Here is a 19,723-nt window from a genome sequence, read left to right as displayed (position 1 = left end):
CGAATTCGGCCACATTATCGTCATATGAACAGACGCTTAACGCCTTGCAAACCATTAGGTACACTGAATAAATGCGATACATTCTCTACCACAGTTACAGTCGCTTATGGCTTTGGATTTGTATTAGTCTGGGCGTGTTTTCAGCATCTCCCAGCCTCGCCCACCCGCATGTGTGGGTCACCGGCGAAGCGTCGTTTGAGTTTGAACAACAGGCTTTGGTTAAGGTGGGAATGCGGTGGCAATTTGACGCCTTCTTCAGTCAGGTCTTAGGAGCGGACTTTGACACCAACAGCGACGGCAGCTTCGACGACGCCGAAACACTTGCGATGGAAAACCAAGTCTTTACGAGTTTAAAAGATTTTGGATACTTCACTCATCTGCGCACAGACGGAGCCCAGACAGAGCAAACCTTCGACAGAGTGGAAAACTTTGTCATCAGTTCAGATGCTGGCGAACTCATTTTTGAGTTTGATCTGATTTTGAGTAACCCGATCAATCCGATAGCAGCACCAATAGGGTTAAGTCTTTACGACCCAACGATTTACGTAGACATTATTCTTGATGGAGACTCACCGGTCACGTTGGCCGGCGCGGACGGCCTTGGGTGCGCTTTGGAATATCGGCAGGGAGATGAAGTGCAAAGCCAGTCTTACTTCATGGTGCCGCAAGAAGTCTGGCTATCTTGCTCAGGAAGCTAGAGCGCTTTTCAAATAAGAAAGCCGGTGCGCTCAAGCGCGCCGCCCAACAGCAAACCCCCTAAAACCGCGACCGCAAGCGACCCTGCGACAGAGAGTGTTTTGCCAATAAACGCGCGCGCCGGGCTCTTTGGCGCGGCGTCATCACCTGCCACAGAGTTCCGCAATACAATCGCCCCAATACCAAGCGCTGAAATCGTAATCGCGACCCCAGCAGCCATCATAAAAGAGGCGATGATCCCCAGCACAAAAACGCCGTTGGCTACAGCAAACAGAAGCACCAAGATCGAACCAGTACACGGGCGCACACCAGACACCAGACCAATGGCAATGACCTCACCGCGTGGCCCCAGCCACTTGCCAGCTATGCGCGCCAGCCATGTTTCCCGAGCGTTTGGATCAGGTCCATGGCTATGGCCGTGATGATTATGATGAGCGTGGCCGTGTTCTTCATGGTCATGGTTATGATCATGCCCACATGTCGCTTTGCCGGTGAGCGCCCCATACGTCATATACAGACCAATCGCTAAAATGAGTCCATAACTGACCACCTCGAGCAATGTCGTCTGATCGATGATCTCAAGCTGACTGCCGCCCATGACCATCGCCAACACCGCAACCATGAGGATCGCGACGATCGCCTGAGTGAGGGCAATCACACCCCCCATTAATATGCCTGTTTTGAGAGGAGCCTTTTTGGCCGTGAAGTATGACGCGACAACCAACTTGCCATGCCCCGGCCCGGCCGCATGTAAAACGCCATAAATGAAACTCGCCAAAATTACTGTCAGCGCAGCGCTCAAGCCCCCTTGGTCACTGGAAGCCTGTAACTGACGGCCCAAATACCTATTAATTTTCCGCTGCCAATCCGCCACCTGACGAAAAACCGCTCTCACAGGCGCTGGCATAACAAAGGCGGGAGGAGTTCTTTGCGGTTCAGCTGCCGCCCGAGACCCAAATGGACTGGTGGATGACGATTGAGATGATTCTCCAGACTGTTCTGCTTGGGGACCCCCAACGCCAAATGGATTGGCCGTCTCCGATGTCGGTTGGGCCGCCGCAGAAACAGAAAAAAACGCAAAATAAATCAGTAATAACAATGGAGTAGACAGAGTCCTGATGGGATCCAAATAATAAATTCTCATCATACGTGAAAGCGAGATCATAGAGGATATCATAGGGAGTTTATCCAAAAATATGTGAAGCAAAACTCGATAATAGTCGCTCCAGATCAAGAGCCTCAATTCGCTGAGATTGCGCGTATATCAAGACTCTGTGAAGCGCCCGACTGTTACTAAGTGTCACCTCGTTTTCGTGGTATCTCTGTAACAAACACTGTATTAAAAATTATAAACCATTGATTTGTTAGGGCGCTTTTCATTTTTTGGTGCCTTTTGTGTTGGCTGGGATTCAAACATGAACGCATCTCGCCCCTTTTTCGGGCTGATTATCGCCGTTGTTTTAGCGGTTGCATTGTATTTTGGATATTCGACCTTTGTCGCCCCAGACGGCCCAGGTGGATCTGCCGGTGGGTCACCCGGTCGCGGATTTGGTGGTTCGGTGCAAGCCGTGTTCGCTGTGCCAACCCGGCAAGAAATCTTCGCGGACCGCTTGGAAGCAATTGGCACCCTTCAGGCAAATGAATCGATTGTCGTGACGGCGCGCGTGCAAGGCGTCATTGAAAGCATCAATTTTACAGATGGCGAAACTGTCGAGGCTGGGGCTGCTCTGGTCCAGTTTGATAAAGATGAAGAGCAAGCGCGGTTGCAAGTTGAATTAGCCAACGCGGAAGAGCAACGCAAGCAATTTGATAGAATTGCGGGTTTGGCCCGTGCCAACGCAACGTCTCAAGCACGGTTTGACGAACAACAAGCGGCTGTGAAAAAAGCGCAGGCAAATGTGCAAGCCGCCCAAGCTCGACTGGCTGATTATACCATCCAAGCACCTTTTGCAGGACGCCTTGGAACACGCCGGATCAGTGCCGGCGCATTGGTTACGCCTGGAACGGTGATCACCACGCTGGATGACTTGTCCGTCATGAAGCTAGATTTTTCAGTGCCAGAAACTTTTTTGTCCACCCTGGAAGAAGGCATGGACATTGAAGCGACCACAGCAGCCTACACCAACGAAGTGTTTAAGGGTGTGGTCAAATCGATCGACACGCGGGTTAATCCGACCACACGGTCGATCAACATTCGCGCTGAAATCTTAAACGAAGACCGGCGCTTGCGGCCTGGTATGCTGATGGTTGTGGATCTCATTAAAGATCGCAGAGAGAGCCTCATGATCGCGGAAGAAGCCCTGGTACCTTCTGACAATCAACAGTTTGTTTTTGTAGTCATAGGTGACAACACCGTTGAGCGCGTGCCCGTAACGATTGGACGCCGCCGCCCCGGAAGCGTGGAGATTCTTGAGGGTCTGGCTTTAGGTGATCTTGTCGTGACTGAAGGCAACACGGATTTGAGTACCGGTAATAAAATACGCCTGCTGAATGAAGCTGACGTGCGTGGCGGCCCTCCCTCAGCATCAAAGCAGCCATCTCAAGGTTAAAAAATCCGCGAAAAAACAAACGCTCGGTCTCAAAGAGCGCAGTTCTTATTGACTAAAACAAGGACACTTTGGCCATGGTGCTCTCAGATTTTTCTATCAAACGTCCCGTTTTTGCGGCCGTGCTCAGCACACTGCTGGTCGTTTTTGGTGCCGTTGCCATGCTGCAATTGCCGGTTCGGGAAACGCCAGATATTGAGCGACCTGTCGTCTCTATAAGCGTGACTTACCCTGGCGCATCAGCCGCCATTGTTGAGACCAAAGTCGTTCAAGTTCTAGAAGACCAAATTAGTGGCGTTGAAGGTATTAAATCTATCAACGCGTCTGCGCGCGATGCGATGGGTTGGATCATTGTTGAGTTTGAATTAGGCCGCGACATTGATGCTGCCGCCAACGACATACGTGATGTTCTAAGCCGCGCCAGCCGCTCGCTGCCAAACGATGCCGACCCGCCAACGATCCGAAAAGCCGACCAAGACGCCGATCCCATTATGTGGCTTAACATCTCCAGTCCACAGATGGACCGTTTAGAACTGTCTGATTACGTCAGCCGTTTTCTCATTGACCGCTTTACTTCGATTGAAGGTGTCGCAACGGCTTGGATTGGCGGCGAACGTAAAAAATCTTTGCGGATATGGTTTGACCGGCGCGCCATGGCCGCGCGAGGCATCACTGTGGTTGATGTTGAAAATGCATTGCGCCGTGAGAATGTTGAATTAGGGGCTGGCCTGCTCGAATCTGAAACCCGTGACTTCAATCTCCGGACAGCGCGAAATTTTAATACGCCTGAGGATTTTGAGCGATTGGTGATCGCCCGCGGTGCTGACAATTACCTGGTGCGACTCAGTGAAATTGCAAAGGTCGAGATCGGACCTGAAAATACCGCGACAAGCTTTAGAACGGACGGGAAGAACTCGGTTGGGATTGGCATTGTTAAGCGTCCCGGCGCAAGCACTCTGACGGTTTCTGATGCTCTGCGAGAAGAAATCAAAAACCTTCAAACAACGTTGCCCTCAGATATGAGCCTCGTCATCAACCAGGATTCTTCCGTTTTTATTACTGCCGCTTTGCGTGAAGTTGCCCTGGCAATGGGCATTGCAGCCGTCCTAGTTATTGCTGTGATTTATCTTTTCTTAGGCACGATCCGCGCTGTCATTATTCCAGCCGTCACGGTCCCAATATCCCTGATGGCAACATTCATCGTGTTGTGGCCTTTGGGCTATTCGCTGAACATTTTGACGCTTTTGGCTTTGGTCTTAGCCATTGGGTTGGTGGTTGATGACGCCATTATCATGCTGGAGAACATCCACCGCCGCATCAAACGAGGCGAGCCACCTTTATTGGCGGCATACCGAGGCGCGCGCCAAGTTGGGGTTGCTATCGTCGCGACAACCCTGGTGCTGATTGCCGTGTTTGTGCCAATCACGCTGACCGAAGGCGTGGTTGGACGGCTGTTTACAGAATTCGCTGTCACGATGGCGGCGGCGGTGGCTTGCTCCATGTTCGTAGCGTTGACGCTAACGCCAATGATGTGCTCGAAAATCTTAAAAAACGAGTTAGACGAGACACTTGTTGCGCGCGGTTCAATGCGTGCCTTCGAATGGATGAGAGCGTTTTACGCCCGCAGCTTAAATATGGGTCTGGATCGGCCTTATCTTGTCATTGCAGCCTTCGTGGCCATCTTGGCTGGCGGTGTTGGAATATTTCTTATCATCCCTCAGGAGTTCACTCCACCGGAAGATCGCGGCAGCGTGAATGTGATGATCCGCGCACCCGAAGGTGCGTCTCTTGATTACACTGACCGCCAGGGACTAGAGGTCACCAAGCGCATCTTAAAAGAATATGTTGAGACAGGAATCGCAGCACGTGTTTTGCAGATCATGCCCATGGGCGCCGGTGTGAGTGGACAAGCCACCAACATGGGCAATGTGATCATACGTCTTGAACCTTGGGAAGACCGCGACAAAAGTGTTCACGACATTATACGCGAATTACGTCCACTGCTGAGTGATATTCCTGGCGCACAAATCATTCCAAGCCCTGCGCCAAGTTTTGGCCAAGGGCGGTTTGGCTCAAACTTAAGTATGGTCCTTGGGGGTAGCACCTACGAAGAGTTAGTTGTATGGCGGGATATCATGCTTGAAGCCATGGCTGAGAACCCGAGATTGTTTGGCGTGCGTTCGAATTACAATGAAACCCGTCCTCAAATGCGGATCAATATCGATCAAAATAGAGCAGCAGACTTAGGGGTATCCATTGGCTCTGTAGGTCAAACACTGGCTGTTATGCTGGGCTCTCGCCGAGCCACAACTTTTGTCGATAAGGGCGAAGAGTATGACGTCATTCTCCAGGGACGCGATGAAGACCGACGCACACCGACAGACGTGACAAACATATATGTGCGGTCTGACTCAACAGGCGAACTGATACCTCTGTCCAATCTTATAACAATTGATGAAATCACTGATGCAGGCACACGCAACAGATACGACCGTTTGCGGTCTATCACCGTCATGGCAACCCCAGCCCCAGGGTATCCAATGGGAGAGGCTATTGATTGGCTAGAAAACGTGGCTGCGGAAAAACTACCAGAAGCAGCACGGGTTAGCTGGAATGGACAAGCCCAGGAATATCAGGAATCCGGGTCTGCCATGTATGTATTCTTCGGTCTTGCGCTGTTGGTGGTGTTTCTAGTACTTGCAGCGCAATTTGAAAGTTTTATCCACCCCCTCGTTATTATGATGACCGTACCTTTGGCCATGATGGGGGCTCTCGCGGGACTCTGGTTGTTTGACATCAGCTTCAACATTTATTCCCAAATCGGAATCATCGTGTTGATCGGCTTGGCAGCAAAGAATGGTATCCTGATTGTCGAGTTTGCTAACCAGCTGCGCGACGCAGGCTACGAATTCAGAGAAGCCCTGGTAGAAGCTTCAACCATACGCTTGCGACCGATTGTGATGACAGCACTGGCCACATGCATGGGAGCCGTGCCATTGGTGCTAGCCAGTGGTGCGGGAGCTGAAGGACGGGAAGCGATCGGTGTCGTTATCTTCACTGGCGTTGCCTTCTCAAGCTTCATTACGCTTTTGGTTGTGCCCGTGTTCTACCAATTGATGACGCAGAACACACGGTCCCCTGGCGCGGTGGCCGCTGATCTTAAAGACCTAGAACGAAAACACCCTGGCCGGGGTCGCCTGTCTGACGATATTGTGAGTGACGGAACACCTGCAGAATAATCAGCGGGCCTCCGCATACAGTGCGTTGTCGTTGCACGGTCGCGTCTTAGTTTCGAACCGGGAACAAAAATACGGTGAAAGAAAAAGAGCTTAGGCTCGCATTGGTTTGCTACGGCGGGGTATCTCTAGCCGTATACATGCATGGCGTCACCAAAGAGATACACAAATTGATTCGCGCATCCCGCGACCGTCACGCACGCCACGATGATGACTCGGCACCCTACCGTAAGGATGTTCGTGACAGCGAAGCCGCCTACACGGAACTTCTCGCCGCTTTTGAGCCGGATTTGGATTTGCGGGTCGTGGTTGACATTATCGCTGGGGCCTCTGCTGGCGGCATCAATGGGATTATTTTGGGGCGGGCCCTCGCACACGATCTGGACATGGACCCCGTTCGATCCTTCTGGCTGACACAAACCGACGTCACCGAGCTTATGACCGAGGAAGTTCAGGCAAAGCCCTGGCATAAACTGTTGTTTCGCCCGTTCGTTTGGATGTTCATGTGGTCGTTTCGTAAGATCTTGGCTAACGACAAAGAGTTCAGACAAAAGCTATCTATCTTTTTGCGATCCCGTTGGTTTAAGCCACCCTTCAATGGTGGAAAACTCACAGAAGTCTTATTCGACGGCATATCAGCCATGGGGCAGTCTTTGGCGCGGGGACGTTCTTTGTTGCCTGAGGGATTACCCTTAGACTTATACGTGACAGTGACAGATTTTTACGGGTTCACAAAAGAGACACCTATACACGACCCTCCATCAGTCATTGAACGTGAGCATCGTCAGATCATAAAATTTCATTACCGCCAATGGCCTCCCGGGCACGAACAAACAGATTTTGATACTGACAATATTCCAGCCTTGGCGTTCGCGGCGCGTGCAACATCCTCTTTCCCTGGCGCCTTTCCACCAGCACAGCTTGGGGAATGCGACCGCCTGATACAGGCAAAAGGAATCGTTTGGAAAAAGCGCGTTGATTTTCTTTATGAAAACTTCGGCCAATACTTAAAGCACGGCGTTAACCCAACAGACGCAGCCTTTGTCGATGGTAGCGTCCTGGTAAACAAACCATTTGCTCAGGCGATTAACGCCATCGCCGGCAGACCTGCCTACCGCCAAGTAGATCGTCGCCTGTTGTATATTGATCCTCACCCGCGCGGCCCACGCAATCATGACTGGGGTCGCGTGCCTGGATTTTTACGGACTCTGCGGGGGGCCCTATCAGACATTCCCCGCAACGAGCCGATCCACGAAGACTTAGCTTGGGTGAATTCCTACAATAAAGAAATACAACGTCTTCAAACCGTCGTTGATGCCTCACGTCCCCACATTAGGGCTATCGTATCGGCCGTGGCTGGTCAGGAACTCAGGGATCCATTGGATGGCGCAGCTATTGGTCGGCTGCGCCTGGCGGCAAATGCTAAAGCAAAGGCAGAAGCCGGTTTTGCTTACGAAGGTTACTTAAGGCTGAAGCTCGCTAGTGTCGCTGATGAACTCATATCCCTGATTCTGAACCTCAGTGGCTACGGTAACGGGAGCCTAAACCTTAAACGAATTAATCGCGTTCTTGTGAAGTGGTTCGAAGTGCAGGGAATCACGGCAACCGACACAACACTGATTACAGGAACAACAGCCCAAACCAACCCGATTTGGGTTGAGTTCTTATTGAATTTTGATGCCAGGTTTCGACAAAGGCGTCTTCGGTTCGCGATACGCGCGGTCAATCAACTTTACGTAAAAATCGAAGGCGATGAATCAGGCAATGTTAACACAGCCGATTTAGATACGTTAAAAGCCGGTTTGTATGACACTTTGGACTTCATGACGCCGCTGAACAGCGCCCTAAAAAACATTCCGATGCAGATCGCCGAGAAACTAAAAAACCGCATCAGAATGATCGTTGAAGAAACAGAAGCCTCTGAGCCAACGTCTGAAGCGCTGACCATTATGGGGGATGTGCTTGCAGATCTCGCCCAAGCATTGAATTTTGAAGACCACGCTAAGCAAGCTGAGACTGTTCTCGGAACACTGACTGAAACCTTACCTGAGGCCATCCGGCGTGAAGTTCTGGAATCCTATATTGGGTTTGCCGCCTGGGATGTCCTTACATTCTCTGTCACCAATTGGCGCGACTTAGACGAGTTCAATGAGATACTTGTTGATCGTGTCAGCCCCGACGATGCTCAAACCTTAAGACCTGGCGGAACAGCCGCTTGTTTAAAAGGTCAGCAATTCAATCACTTTGGAGCCTTCTTCAGCCGCGCGTATCGAGAAAACGATTATCTTTGGGGACGCCTGCATGCTGCTGAACGCCTGATTGATATTGTAGCTGATGCTGCAAGCCTTGAAGGAGCCGCTGAGAATATAAATTTAAATCGCATTAAAGGCCGCGCATTCTTGGCGATTCTTGAAACAGAGCGCCATCATTTACCAACATGCCAAACCCTTATTGCGGAGCTAAAGGGCGCGGCCGCGGTTCTTTAGTCCGATTCAAAAAAGCTGACCTTTTCCTACCAACTCCCGTTAGTCTGTTGGTACTTTACTTTGGGGCCACGTTACTTTGCTGAGGGATTTTTGCCGTGACTCGTAAAATTTTACTCCTCGTTTTAATTGTTCTGGCCGGTCTAGGTGGTTTCTGGTTGTTACAACCATCAGAGACACCCATTGCCTTAGACCCGTCACAGACAACAGTTCTGGCACCTCAACCCGGACCCAAAACCTTGCGGCTTGCGGTCGTTGGCCTGCCGCCAGCGCTAGGCAACCCCTATCGCGGCACGGGCGTGCCGACCATCTACACCTATCGCGCCATGTTCGAAGGCCTGACCTTTGTCACCGAAGATGGTGGCGTAGAGCCTTTGTTGGCAACGTCATGGGAAAAACTTGATGATCTGACGTGGCAATTCAACTTAAGAAAAGATGTTCTCTTCCATAATGGCAAACCTTTCACAGCCGATGCTGTGGTGTTCGCCGTGGATTATCTGACAAGTCCGGCTGCCAGCATAGAACCCATCGCCCGAGATCTTGGTGCAATAGAAAGCGCAGAAGCCGTTGATGATCACACTGTCATCATTCGCACTGAAGTCGCTTCACCCTTGCTGCCTGCTTTGACAGAAGCCCTGTTGATTGTTGAACCAGAGCATTGGAAAGAATTGGGGCGCGAAGGTTTTGCTCAGCACCCCATCGGCACAGGTCCGTTTAAACTGGTTGAATGGACTGAAGCTAAAGCAACATTAGACGCCCATCGCGAGGGCTGGCGTCCGCCAAAGGTCGATAAACTCGAAATTATTGCGTTACCCGATGCGTCATCCCGGGTGCAGGCCATACTGTCCGACAGAATAGATATCGCAGTCGCGATGAGCCGCGATGACATCTTGTCTATTGAAGCGGGCGGTGGTCGCGGGGACATTGGCACATCAAGCAGTGTGCTGGGTGTGGTGTTCATCCTGACCGGCATTCCTGAAGATCATCCTTTGCAAGACAAACGTGTGCGCCAAGCACTCAACTATGCGGTCAATAAAAACGCCTATATCGATGCCCTCTTTGGCGGACTTACCAAAGCCGCAAGCCAACCCACAACTGCGGCAAGCGTTGGATACAATTCCGATGTTCAGGCTTACCCCTACGACCCAGACAAAGCGCGTGCGTTGTTAGATGAGGCCGGATATGGCGACGGCTTTTCTTTTACAGCCCAAGTTACAATTGGTGGCGGGGCATCATTAGCCCCCGCTTATCAACAAGTTTCTGCAGACTTGTTGAACGTTGGCGTTGTCATGTCCTTACGCACAATTCCAGTCCAGCAATTAATTCGTGGCATCCAGGAAGGGGAATGGCGTGGTGAGGCCTTCGGCATGAATTATTCCGCCGAACGCACCACGGATGCGCTGCGACCATTAAGACTGCATTCCTGCATTCATCGTAGTCCATGGTATTGCAATGAAGAGGTCACCGCGAAGATCGAGAAAGCCTTTGCAACGTCAGATTTGGAAGAGCGTACACGTCTCACGGAGGACATTATGGCTAGCTACCATGATGAGGCCGCCGCCATATGGATGCACGAAATCATCTTCTTTAAGGCGCTTGGACCTAAGGTCATAAATTTCCGGCAAGACCACACTGTTCTGAATTATCATGAGATTGATCTACTTCCGTGACTCATCAGACCGAAACTCCAGAGTTAGCTTTAAACGCTTGGATAAAGGCTTGGACGAATAGAGATACGGAAACTATTTTATCGCTATGGGATGAGCAAGACGCCCAGTCCAGCTACCTACCTGCCGAACGACACGCACCTTTAATCGGCAGCGTTGCTGTAATGGAGTATGTAGAAACCACGTGCGAGCATTTCAGCACCGTGCTCCATCGCGCTGAAGGAATTCTGGCGCGAAGCCTTAGCCCTGCCATTGGGCTTTCGTTTTATGAGCTTAATTGGATGTTTGCCGATGACCGCGGACCTATGGGTGGCACGTGCCGAGTGACGGCGATCTGGCGGAACCGCGAGGACCAATGGCGTCTGTTCCATTATGCCGAAGCCCCACTCGCCCCCTTGTTAGAGTTGCAAGCCTATTACGAAAGCGTAGCAGCCGACGGCCTAGGTGCAATTCCACAGCGGGGCATATGTTGATGTCAAACTTACTGACCACGATTGTTGATCTCGTTGAGCGCTATGTTGCCTGCTCTGAAACTATGAACTTTGACGGCAAGAAGCGCCTGTGGGACCTAGATGATCCGATGCCTTTACTAATGCCCGAAGAAGCCCATAGCCCATTGGTAGGATGGGAGGCCATTGAAGCCTATTGGTCCAAATCACGAATGATTATGGAATCGCTCAAAAGCCAGTCCGCCAACCACACCGCTCGAAAAATAGATTCGGACATTACGCTGGCGACCTATGACATGCGCTGGATTGCAACACTCGCTGGTCCAAAAGAGATTCCACGCAAGCCGATTTCAGCAGATGTACGCGTTACAGCGTTGTTGCGACAGAAACCAGAAGGCTGGCGGTTTTTCCACCTTATGGAGGGGCCGGTTGATCTGATGGCCATGACCCGCGCAGCCTACGCCCGCCGGGCACAAGAGCTTTTTCAAAGCGCGCGTTAAAACAAACGGCTTATGGTCCATCCTCAACTTTGAGTTTTAGACGCTCGACCACGATGCCGTTTTTAATATGGCTGCTTAAAATTTCATCTACATCCGTTTCGTTTTCGTAATGATACCAAACGCCGTCCGGATAGATGATCATCACTGGCCCAAGCTCGCAGCGATCGAGACACCCGGCCGCATTAACGCGCACACGCCCGATGTCCATCTTCTTTGCCTGAGTCTTCATATAATCACGCAACGCTACAGAATTCTTACGGGCACATGATCCGCGCAGATGTGACTGCGGCCGCACATTGGTGCAACAAAAAACATGCAGTCGATAATAGGGCTGGTCTATTTCGGACATATCATACTCAGCTTGGAATGGTGTTTAGTCTTGCCAGTGATGACAGGCGACCTGCTGCCCCTTACCGGCTGTTTCCAGTATAGGAATCTGCTTGGCACATTTTTCAGTAGCTTTAAAACACCGCGTGCGAAAGACACAACCGGATGGGGGGCTTAAAGGCGAAGGTAAATCGCCTGTCAACAGAATCCGGTCTTTGTTACGTTCTTTGGTCGGATCGGGAATTGGCACAGCAGACAAAAGAGCTTGCGTATACGGGTGACGCGGCGTGGCATAAAGTGCGGCCTTGTCTGCCAACTCCATCACTTTTCCAAGGTAGAGCACCATTACCCGATGGCTGATGTGACGGACAATGGCAAGATCATGACTGATAAACAGAAGCGCCAAACCAAATTCTTTTTGCAGATCCATGAGCAGGTTAACAACCTGGGCCTGAATTGAAACATCCAGCGCCGACACAGGCTCATCACAGACCACCAATTTAGGGCGTAATATCATTGCGCGCGCTATGCCGATACGCTGACATTGCCCGCCAGAGAATTCATGTGGATAGCGGTTGATCATGCGCGGCAGGAGGCCAACCCGTTCCATCATCTCCTCAACCATTTTGCGACGGTCTGCCTTGGTCAGCGTGGGGCGGTAATTGCGCAACGGTTCTGCGATAATATCACCAGCGGTCATACGCGGATCGAGGCTGGCCAGCGGGTCTTGAAAGACGATCTGGAGGTTTTCGCGCGCGGCGATCAGTTCTTTTTTACTGAGAGATGTGAGATCAGTGCCAAGCCAAGAGACAACACCATCCGTCGCACCGATGAGTTGCAAAACAGCACGTCCTAGGGTGGATTTGCCGCATCCAGACTCACCGACAACCCCTAAGGTTTCACCCGGATTCAGATCAAAGCTCACACCGTCCACAGCTTTGAGCGGCGTATATTGGCCTATGAGAACACCACCCGTTCGCACTGGAAAATGGACTTTAAGATCACGAACCTGCAGAAACGCATCACTCATTGGGCGGCCTCCGCCATGTCAAGGAAGCAGGCCTTCATCCGCGTCTCAGAAACACCTTTAAGAACAGGGCGCTCCGCTGTGCAGCGATCAAACGCATGAATGCAACGCGGATGAAAACTGCAACCGGTGGGTAGATTTTGTAAATTTGGGGGCTGTCCCGGAATGGTGATCAAAGCGTCCGTATCGACATCCAAGCGCGGCGTGCACGCCAATAAACCTTGCGTATACGGATGCATGGGGGATGCAAAAATTTCAGCAACCTGACCCTGCTCAACGATACGTCCACCGTACATCACAGCAACCCGGTCAGCCAGTCCCGCGACAACACCCAAATCATGCGTAATCAAGACAATCGCCGTTCCCAGGTTATCTTTAACCTCAACCAGAAGGTCGAGAATTTGCGCCTGCACTGTCACATCAAGAGCCGTTGTCGGTTCATCCGCAATGATGACCTCGGGCTCACACATCAACGCCATAGCGATCATCACACGCTGACGCAAACCCCCAGAGAGTTCATGGGGATACATATCCAATCGACGCTCAGCCTCGGGAATTTTCACACGGCTCAACATGTCGAGCGCACGCGCGCGTCCCATTGCCGCATCAACTCCTTGATGTTCAATAAGCACTTCAGACAATTGTCGTCCGATTTTCATATGGGGGGTCAGCGACGTCATCGGATCCTGAAAGATCATAGCAATGCGTTCGCCGCGCAAGGTGTTCAGCTTTTTTTCATTGGCTGACAGAAGATCAATACCATCAAGCCGCACTTCACCTGATGTCGTGCCGTTGTCAGCCAACAATCCCATGGCGGCCATAAAGGTTTGGCTTTTTCCGGAGCCAGACTCGCCAACCAGACCAAGACATTCACCCGCCTCAACAGACAGAGTCACATCGTTAACGGCTTCAACTGTTCCATCCGGCGTACTAAAGGCGACGGTGAGTTTGTCAATTTCTAACACTGAAGTCATAAGCGTTAACGGTCTTTCGGGTCGAGCGCGTCGCGGAGGCCATCACCCAGGAAGTTAAAACAGAAGAGCGTTGTTGAGAGACAAATTGCCGGGAGAATGAGAGTTCTCGGTGTAATTTCCATTTCTTGCGCTCCTTCCGCGATCAGAGCACCCCAACTGGTCATCGGCGGTTGCACCCCCAAGCCGAGGAAACTCAAAAAACTTTCCAATAAAATAACTTGGGGAATGGTCAGCGTGACATACACGACCACAACGCCAAGAACGTTGGGCACAATATGCCGAATAATAATACTGGCTGTTGAGCCACCCGAGGCCCGCGCCGCCTCAACAAATTCTTTGTTTTTCAGAGTCAACGTTTGACCGCGCACAATACGCGACATTGTTAGCCACTCAACAAAGCCGATTGCTAGAAACATCAAATAAAAATTACGCCCAAAAACGACCATTAGAATGATGATGAAAAACATCAGCGGCACAGCATACATAACATCAACAAAGCGCATGAGAAACTGATCAACCCTGCCCCCCATAAAGCCTGCCGTCGCGCCTACAGTAACGCCAATAACCAAGGCCACGGACGTTGCCAAAATACCCACAAGAAAGGACACCTGTCCTCCTTGCAGAATTCTGGCCAGCATGTCACGCCCAAGTGAATCCGTGCCCAGATAATGGCCCGTCTCAAAATTTGGAGGGGCCGCCTCTAGAATATCCCAATCAATTTCTTCATATGACCACGGGACAAAGTAAGGTCCTGCAAAGCAGACAACGGCAAGCAAAATCAGCATAATCGCACTAATCATAGAGGCCCGATTGGCCCGCAGGCGACTAAATGCATCTTGCCAAAGACTGCGCCCTTCAACATCTGCGGCTTTATCCAACGCGTCGGCGCGCGGCACACTGAGGTTAACACGAGATGGCTTGCTCAACGGTGTCTCACTCATAGCGCACCTTTGGGTCGAGCCAGGCGTAAGCGATATCAACGATAAGATTGAGCGCAATCACCATAGATGCCGCGAGAATGGTCACTCCCATGACGAGCGTATAATCCCGGTTCAAAGCCCCTTGCACAAAGTAGCGGCCAATCCCCGGAAGCCCAAAAATAGTTTCAATTACCATCGAGCCTGTCAGAAGAAATACTGTCGCAGGGCCGAGATAAGTGACAACCGGAATCATCGCGCTTTTGAAGGCATGGCGCAGGACCACCAACCGAAAGGGCAAGCCTTTGGCACGGGCTGTTCGCACATAATTGGTGCGCAAAGTTTCAATCAAGCTGGCACGGGTGATGCGCGCGATATAAGCGATAAACGGTAACGCCAAACAAACAACCGGAAGAATACGGTTTGGCAAAGCACCATTGTTCCATCCGGCAACGGGCAATGCAAAAGCCGTCTCCTTCAACCAGATGCCAAAAACCAATGCCAGCAGCGGACCGACAACAAAATTTGGCACCACAATTCCTGTCATCGCTACCGTCATCGCCGCGTGGTCTGCGCCGCTGTTCTGACGCAACGCGGCCATCGCTCCTAGCGGTATCCCCAAAGAGATTGCGAGAATTAACGCGGCCAAGCCATTCTGCACACTTACGGGCAAGCCTTGGCCGATCAATTCCGTAACCGAGAAGTCTTTGTATTTGAATGACGGCCCAAAATCTCCCTGCAGCAGATTGCCGAGATAGTTGGTGTACTGCCACCACAGCGGCTGGTCCAAGCCATACGCCGCTTTGAGATTGGCCATGATTTCGGGCGGCAGAGGCGCTTCCTGATCAAAGGGGCCGCCAGGGGCCAAGCGCATCAGAAAAAAGGCAACCGTAATGACAACCAACAAAGTCGGAATGGCAATCAAGATACGACGGAGAATAAAAGCCCACATGGATCAGATAAAGTTCCAGAGTTCGGCGTGTGACAATTTAGGGACTGACCATAACGGGCCTAATTCATTGGTACCAGACCAAGTTGCACCGACAAAGCTTATGATAGGACGATTCAAAAATCACTTTCACGATTCTAGGGGGCCGTATTTGGTAAAGCGGGAGGCGACAAACCGAGCACCTTTCTCTCCTCCACTACCCTGAATGTATGTAACGGATGGATGCCAGCAGGATTAGTTTGCCACCCCTGAAGCCAAGACGAGACAAAGGTTGCAGGTTTATAAAAGAACAAAGCCAACAAACTTTGGTCTTCAATAAGAGCTTTTTCCGCCTCACGGTATTGGCCGGCGCGAGGGTCTTCATCCCGCCCCTCAGCCGCGCGCATCAAACGCTCGCTAAATCCGGGAAATTGATACTGGGGAAAGTTCCAAGGCCCTCCGAACTGACTCAACGGTTCAAGGAATGCGCGCGGTGTATCCCGCGCACCGGGCCAGGCAGCGAATGCAGCGTCAAAGTCACCTTGTTCCAAAGCCTGCCAATGCTCTGAAAAAGGCGCAGCAATAATCTCTGTATCAACGCCTGCGATCTCCCACATCTCTGCGACACGCCGGGCAACATCAGCATGTATGTCGCCCAAAGGAATGCGGAGACGAAGTGCTAATCTGTTAGACAAGCCATATCCATGTTCCGCTAACAAAGCGGCAGCCACGGCCTCACGCTCTTCAAAGGTGAGAGAACCAAAGGGAACTTTATAAGAGGCGCTATATGTCATGGCTGTCTTCGGAACGTATTGGGTAGCCGTCGCAAGACCGGGAACCCCAAGAGACTCAAGGATTGCTGCTCGATCAATCGACATGGCAAGAGCATGCCGAACTTCCAGAGATTCCAAAGGCGCGCGTGCCATGTTGACGGCATAAGCGTAAAGTTGTTCTCCACCACTCGGTTTAATGTCTGAGGCGCGCTCACCAACTGAGGGTGTTGATATGATGGGCATCTCTGCGGTCACAAACGGACCTACATCTTCAGAGCGAGACCAAGCCTCTTGGGCTGACGCAACAACTTCAAAGATCAACGTACGTGTTTTGTCACGGCTGACGAGATGCGTGATGTCTCCATCGTCTGCAACCCTATACGAGCCGGACGTCATATGACCTGTCGCAACCGAGTCCGGAGTGTTAACTGGCGCTGGCTTTGCGACAGGATGAGCAAGCACATGCAAAAAGTTATAGTCTCTGCGGCTTAAGTTAAAGGCAACCGTTTCGTCATCCAGCGCCGCAACACCGAGCACGTCATTCTCCGTCATCTGTCCCAGGGCATAGACCTCAGCAGACGTGATGGAAAACAGCTTTGCCGCGAAGGGTGACAGGCGATCTGGATTAAGAGCCCGCTTGATTCCGGCAACTACATCCTGTGCGATAAGACGCTGGCCATCGAACCACGTTAAATCTTTCTCGAGTGTAAAAGTGTACGTCAGGCCATCTTCAGAAACGACCCAATTCTTGGCCAAACCCGGGCGCAGTCGGCCATCTTCACCGTAATCTGTAAGACCAACATGAAGCGTGTTAACAACGGCATGTTCCGCAAACGACACTGCATGGTGTGGATCAACACTCTCAACAGATGAACTAACGAAGACCGTAATATTTTGCGGTGTCTCACTCCTCGCGGCAGGAGAAAAAAAACTCTGGCTCGCCACAAAAAGCCAGATAACTGCCAGACGCAGAGAAATCATGCGCTGAGAGATCAGGAGCAGAAAGATCAGACCTCGGACTCCGCCTTAACGGTGTTGGTTAAGACACCAATATTTTCAATTTCGACATCAACGACATCGCCTGGCTTCAACCAAACAGGTGGTGAACGTCCCGCCCCCACGCCTGCTGGCGTTCCAGTCGCAAGCACATCGCCGGGCTCCAGATGGGTAAACGCTGAAACATATTCGATCAGAGCCGTGACTGTGAAAATCATATCTTTGGTGCTCGCGTTCTGCATGACCTCGCCATTCACACGAGTAACCAACGTGAGAGATTGCGGATCGGCGATTTCAGCGGCAGGAACCAACCATGGGCCACAAGCCCCAGAAGAATCGAAGTTTTTGCCCGCCGTAAACGAATGCTTCTGATAATCCCTCAGAGTTCCATCGAGAAAACAGCTATACCCCGCCACATAAGACAGCGCTTTCTCAGCCGAAATATGCCGGCCGCCTCGGCCGATAATCACGGCCAATTCGCCTTCATAGTCATACTGATCCGAAACACGAGGAGCGATGATTGACTGCCGGTGGCCAACTAAGGACTGCGCGGTGCGCATAAATAAATTGGGATTAGTCGGAGCCTCACCGCCCATTTCTTTGGCATGATCTTGATAGTTCTTACCGACACAAATAATGCGGGTCGTATCAGGAATGACCTGGTGCAAAATAACATGATCGAGTTTAACCGTTGGCGAGCGGCTCTCTGCAACCGCGATCAAATTGTCGAGCGGGCCTGTCAGCAGAACAGATTTCAGACTCGGCCCAGCATCAGATAAATCGATGATGCCGTCTTCAACGATCGCTCCGAACTTAATGCCTTCATTGTATTCGTAAGAAACGAATTTCATCGCGTGTCTTGCATCCAATTCTTGTGAGGCCGCCCCTCAGTAACCGCCCATATTCATGGTTCTGGGCAACCACAATACGATGTCCGGCAAAGCGATCAAGACGCCAACGGTGAGCAGATCAATTATAACGAAAGGACCTACGCCCCTAAAAACCGTCTCCAGACTAATGTCAGGCCTGACGCCGTTCACTATGAAACAATTAAGTCCGATTGGCGGTGTAACAAGTCCGATCTCGATCATTTTAACGACCAATATACCAAACCAAATCGGATCGTAACCCAATGAAATGATGACGGGGTAGACAACCGGCATGGTCAGCAAAAGCATGCCGAGACCATCCAGAAACATGCCAAGAACCATATAGATGCCGAGGATGGCCAGCAGAATGACAATGCGTGGGACATCTAGATTACCAATCCAATCTGCCAAGACTCCAGGCAAACCGGTAAACCCAAGAAATCTGACAAAAACAAGAACGCACCAGACGATAGCCAGCACCATAGCGGTTAAGCGTGCGGTATCGACAAATGCCTCAAAGATTTGCGATTTTTTGGACTCTCGATTGAACAGCACCATCAACAAGACCAAAGCAGCACCAATGCCCCCAACCTCAGTCGGGGTCATCCACCCTGTGTACAAGCCGACGATCACGATCCCGATGACTGCGAGAATACCCCAAGCTTGGCCAAGCGCTTTGAACTTGTCCAACATAGGAATGGCGACGGTTGATGGCGGCCCCAATTCTGGGCTGATTTTTACCCGCGCAACAATGAACCCGGCGTACAAAACGGCAGACAGAATGCCCGGGAGGAAACCGGCCAAGAGCAATGCACCAATGGACTCTTCAACGATAATTCCATACAGCACAAGAATGGCACTGGGAGGAATAAGCGAGGCCAGCGTGCCACCCGCAGCGACAACCCCTGCGGCGAGCCTCGGATCATAGCCAGCCTTCAACATTTCAGGGACAGAAACACGCGTAAAGACGGCGGCCGTTGCTGTGCTTGCCCCAGAGACCGCCGCAAACCCTGCCGTTGCAAACACGGTCGCAACCGCCAAGCCGCCGGGAAGGCGGCCGGCCCAAGCGCGGGCAGCAGCGAAGGCTTTCTGCGTAAGGCCAGCATGAAAGGCGAGTAGGCCAATGAGAATAAACATTGGAAGAACGGACAAAGAATACCGCGCAGTTTCCGCATAAGTCAGGATACCGGCAAGACCAACAGCCGGGTCCCAGCCCCGCAACACCACCAAGCCGCCAAGACCGACAATGCCAGAGGCCCAGGCCACACGCATTCCAGCGATCACAAGAACGAAGAGAATCAGGACGCCAATCACGCCAATAAAGAACGGATCCAT

At 51.5% G+C, this 19,723-nt stretch carries 16 protein-coding genes; 7 read left to right on the top strand and 9 right to left on the bottom strand.

What is annotated here, in order from left to right; all coding sequences use genetic code 11:
• Positions 1-71 precede the first annotated feature (71 nt).
• On the top strand, positions 72-698 hold the full coding sequence (locus RIC29_11460; GenBank protein MEQ8735533.1) for a DUF1007 family protein: 627 nt from the start codon (positions 72-74) through the stop codon (positions 696-698).
• An 8-nt stretch (positions 699-706) separates the two neighbouring features.
• Here the strand turns inward: RIC29_11460 and RIC29_11455 are convergent, their stop codons facing one another.
• Positions 707-1,861: a hypothetical protein gene (locus RIC29_11455; GenBank protein MEQ8735532.1), complete on the bottom strand. Its 1,155-nt coding sequence runs from the start codon at positions 1,859-1,861 to the stop codon at positions 707-709.
• Between the two features lie 250 nt (positions 1,862-2,111).
• Between RIC29_11455 and RIC29_11450 the strand changes: the two genes are divergently transcribed.
• The 6 genes from RIC29_11450 to RIC29_11425 all read left to right on the top strand — a co-directional run bounded on the left by RIC29_11450 (position 2,112) and on the right by RIC29_11425 (position 11,577).
• A complete protein-coding gene (locus RIC29_11450; GenBank protein MEQ8735531.1) occupies positions 2,112-3,245 on the top strand; it encodes an efflux RND transporter periplasmic adaptor subunit in 1,134 nt (377 codons plus the stop codon).
• Positions 3,246-3,319: 74 nt separating this feature from the next.
• Entirely contained in the window at positions 3,320-6,481 is a 3,162-nt protein-coding gene (locus RIC29_11445) for an efflux RND transporter permease subunit (GenBank protein ID MEQ8735530.1), read from the top strand.
• Between the two features lie 74 nt (positions 6,482-6,555).
• A complete protein-coding gene (locus RIC29_11440) occupies positions 6,556-8,964 on the top strand; it encodes a patatin-like protein (GenBank protein MEQ8735529.1) in 2,409 nt (802 codons plus the stop codon).
• A gap of 95 nt (positions 8,965-9,059) precedes the next feature.
• Positions 9,060-10,631, top strand: a complete 1,572-nt coding sequence (locus RIC29_11435; GenBank protein MEQ8735528.1) for an ABC transporter substrate-binding protein — start codon at positions 9,060-9,062, stop codon at positions 10,629-10,631.
• The gene (locus RIC29_11430) at positions 10,628-11,101 is read left to right on the top strand and encodes a nuclear transport factor 2 family protein (GenBank protein MEQ8735527.1); all 474 of its coding nucleotides are present in this window, start codon (positions 10,628-10,630) and stop codon (positions 11,099-11,101) included. Before RIC29_11435 ends, RIC29_11430 begins: the two co-directional genes overlap by 4 nt.
• The gene (locus RIC29_11425) at positions 11,101-11,577 is read left to right on the top strand and encodes a hypothetical protein (GenBank protein MEQ8735526.1); all 477 of its coding nucleotides are present in this window, start codon (positions 11,101-11,103) and stop codon (positions 11,575-11,577) included. Before RIC29_11430 ends, RIC29_11425 begins: the two co-directional genes overlap by 1 nt.
• 10 nt (positions 11,578-11,587) lie before the next feature.
• On the opposite strand, the gene RIC29_11420 is transcribed toward RIC29_11425, so the two are convergent.
• From RIC29_11420 to RIC29_11385, 8 genes are all read right to left on the bottom strand, one after another.
• Entirely contained in the window at positions 11,588-11,926 is a 339-nt protein-coding gene (locus tag RIC29_11420) for a (2Fe-2S) ferredoxin domain-containing protein (GenBank protein ID MEQ8735525.1), read from the bottom strand.
• A 24-nt stretch (positions 11,927-11,950) separates the two neighbouring features.
• Positions 11,951-12,934 (bottom strand): dipeptide ABC transporter ATP-binding protein, encoded by a 984-nt coding sequence (locus RIC29_11415; protein MEQ8735524.1) that lies wholly within the window; start codon positions 12,932-12,934, stop codon positions 11,951-11,953.
• A complete protein-coding gene (locus tag RIC29_11410) occupies positions 12,931-13,905 on the bottom strand; it encodes an ABC transporter ATP-binding protein (GenBank protein MEQ8735523.1) in 975 nt (324 codons plus the stop codon). The genes RIC29_11415 and RIC29_11410 overlap by 4 nt, the downstream gene beginning before the upstream one ends.
• A gap of 5 nt (positions 13,906-13,910) precedes the next feature.
• Positions 13,911-14,846: an ABC transporter permease subunit gene (locus tag RIC29_11405; GenBank protein ID MEQ8735522.1), complete on the bottom strand. Its 936-nt coding sequence runs from the start codon at positions 14,844-14,846 to the stop codon at positions 13,911-13,913.
• Positions 14,839-15,774, bottom strand: a complete 936-nt coding sequence (gene oppB / locus RIC29_11400; GenBank protein ID MEQ8735521.1) for an oligopeptide ABC transporter permease OppB — start codon at positions 15,772-15,774, stop codon at positions 14,839-14,841. The genes RIC29_11405 and oppB overlap by 8 nt, the downstream gene beginning before the upstream one ends.
• Before the next feature lie 134 nt (positions 15,775-15,908).
• The gene (locus RIC29_11395; GenBank protein ID MEQ8735520.1) at positions 15,909-17,504 is read right to left on the bottom strand and encodes an ABC transporter substrate-binding protein; all 1,596 of its coding nucleotides are present in this window, start codon (positions 17,502-17,504) and stop codon (positions 15,909-15,911) included.
• 26 nt (positions 17,505-17,530) lie between these two features.
• Positions 17,531-18,370 carry a fumarylacetoacetate hydrolase family protein gene (locus tag RIC29_11390; GenBank protein MEQ8735519.1) on the bottom strand — a complete coding sequence of 280 codons (840 nt, stop codon included), beginning with the start codon at positions 18,368-18,370 and terminating at the stop codon, positions 17,531-17,533.
• A 36-nt stretch (positions 18,371-18,406) separates the two neighbouring features.
• Positions 18,407-19,723: a TRAP transporter large permease gene (locus tag RIC29_11385; GenBank protein ID MEQ8735518.1), complete on the bottom strand. Its 1,317-nt coding sequence runs from the start codon at positions 19,721-19,723 to the stop codon at positions 18,407-18,409.

The sequence above is a fragment of the Rhodospirillaceae bacterium genome, from assembly GCA_040219235.1.
Lineage (GTDB): Bacteria > Pseudomonadota > Alphaproteobacteria > Rhodospirillales > Rhodospirillaceae > WLXB01.
The sequence above is the reverse complement of the archived record's forward strand: the minus strand, read 5'-3'. Positions and strand labels throughout refer to the sequence as shown.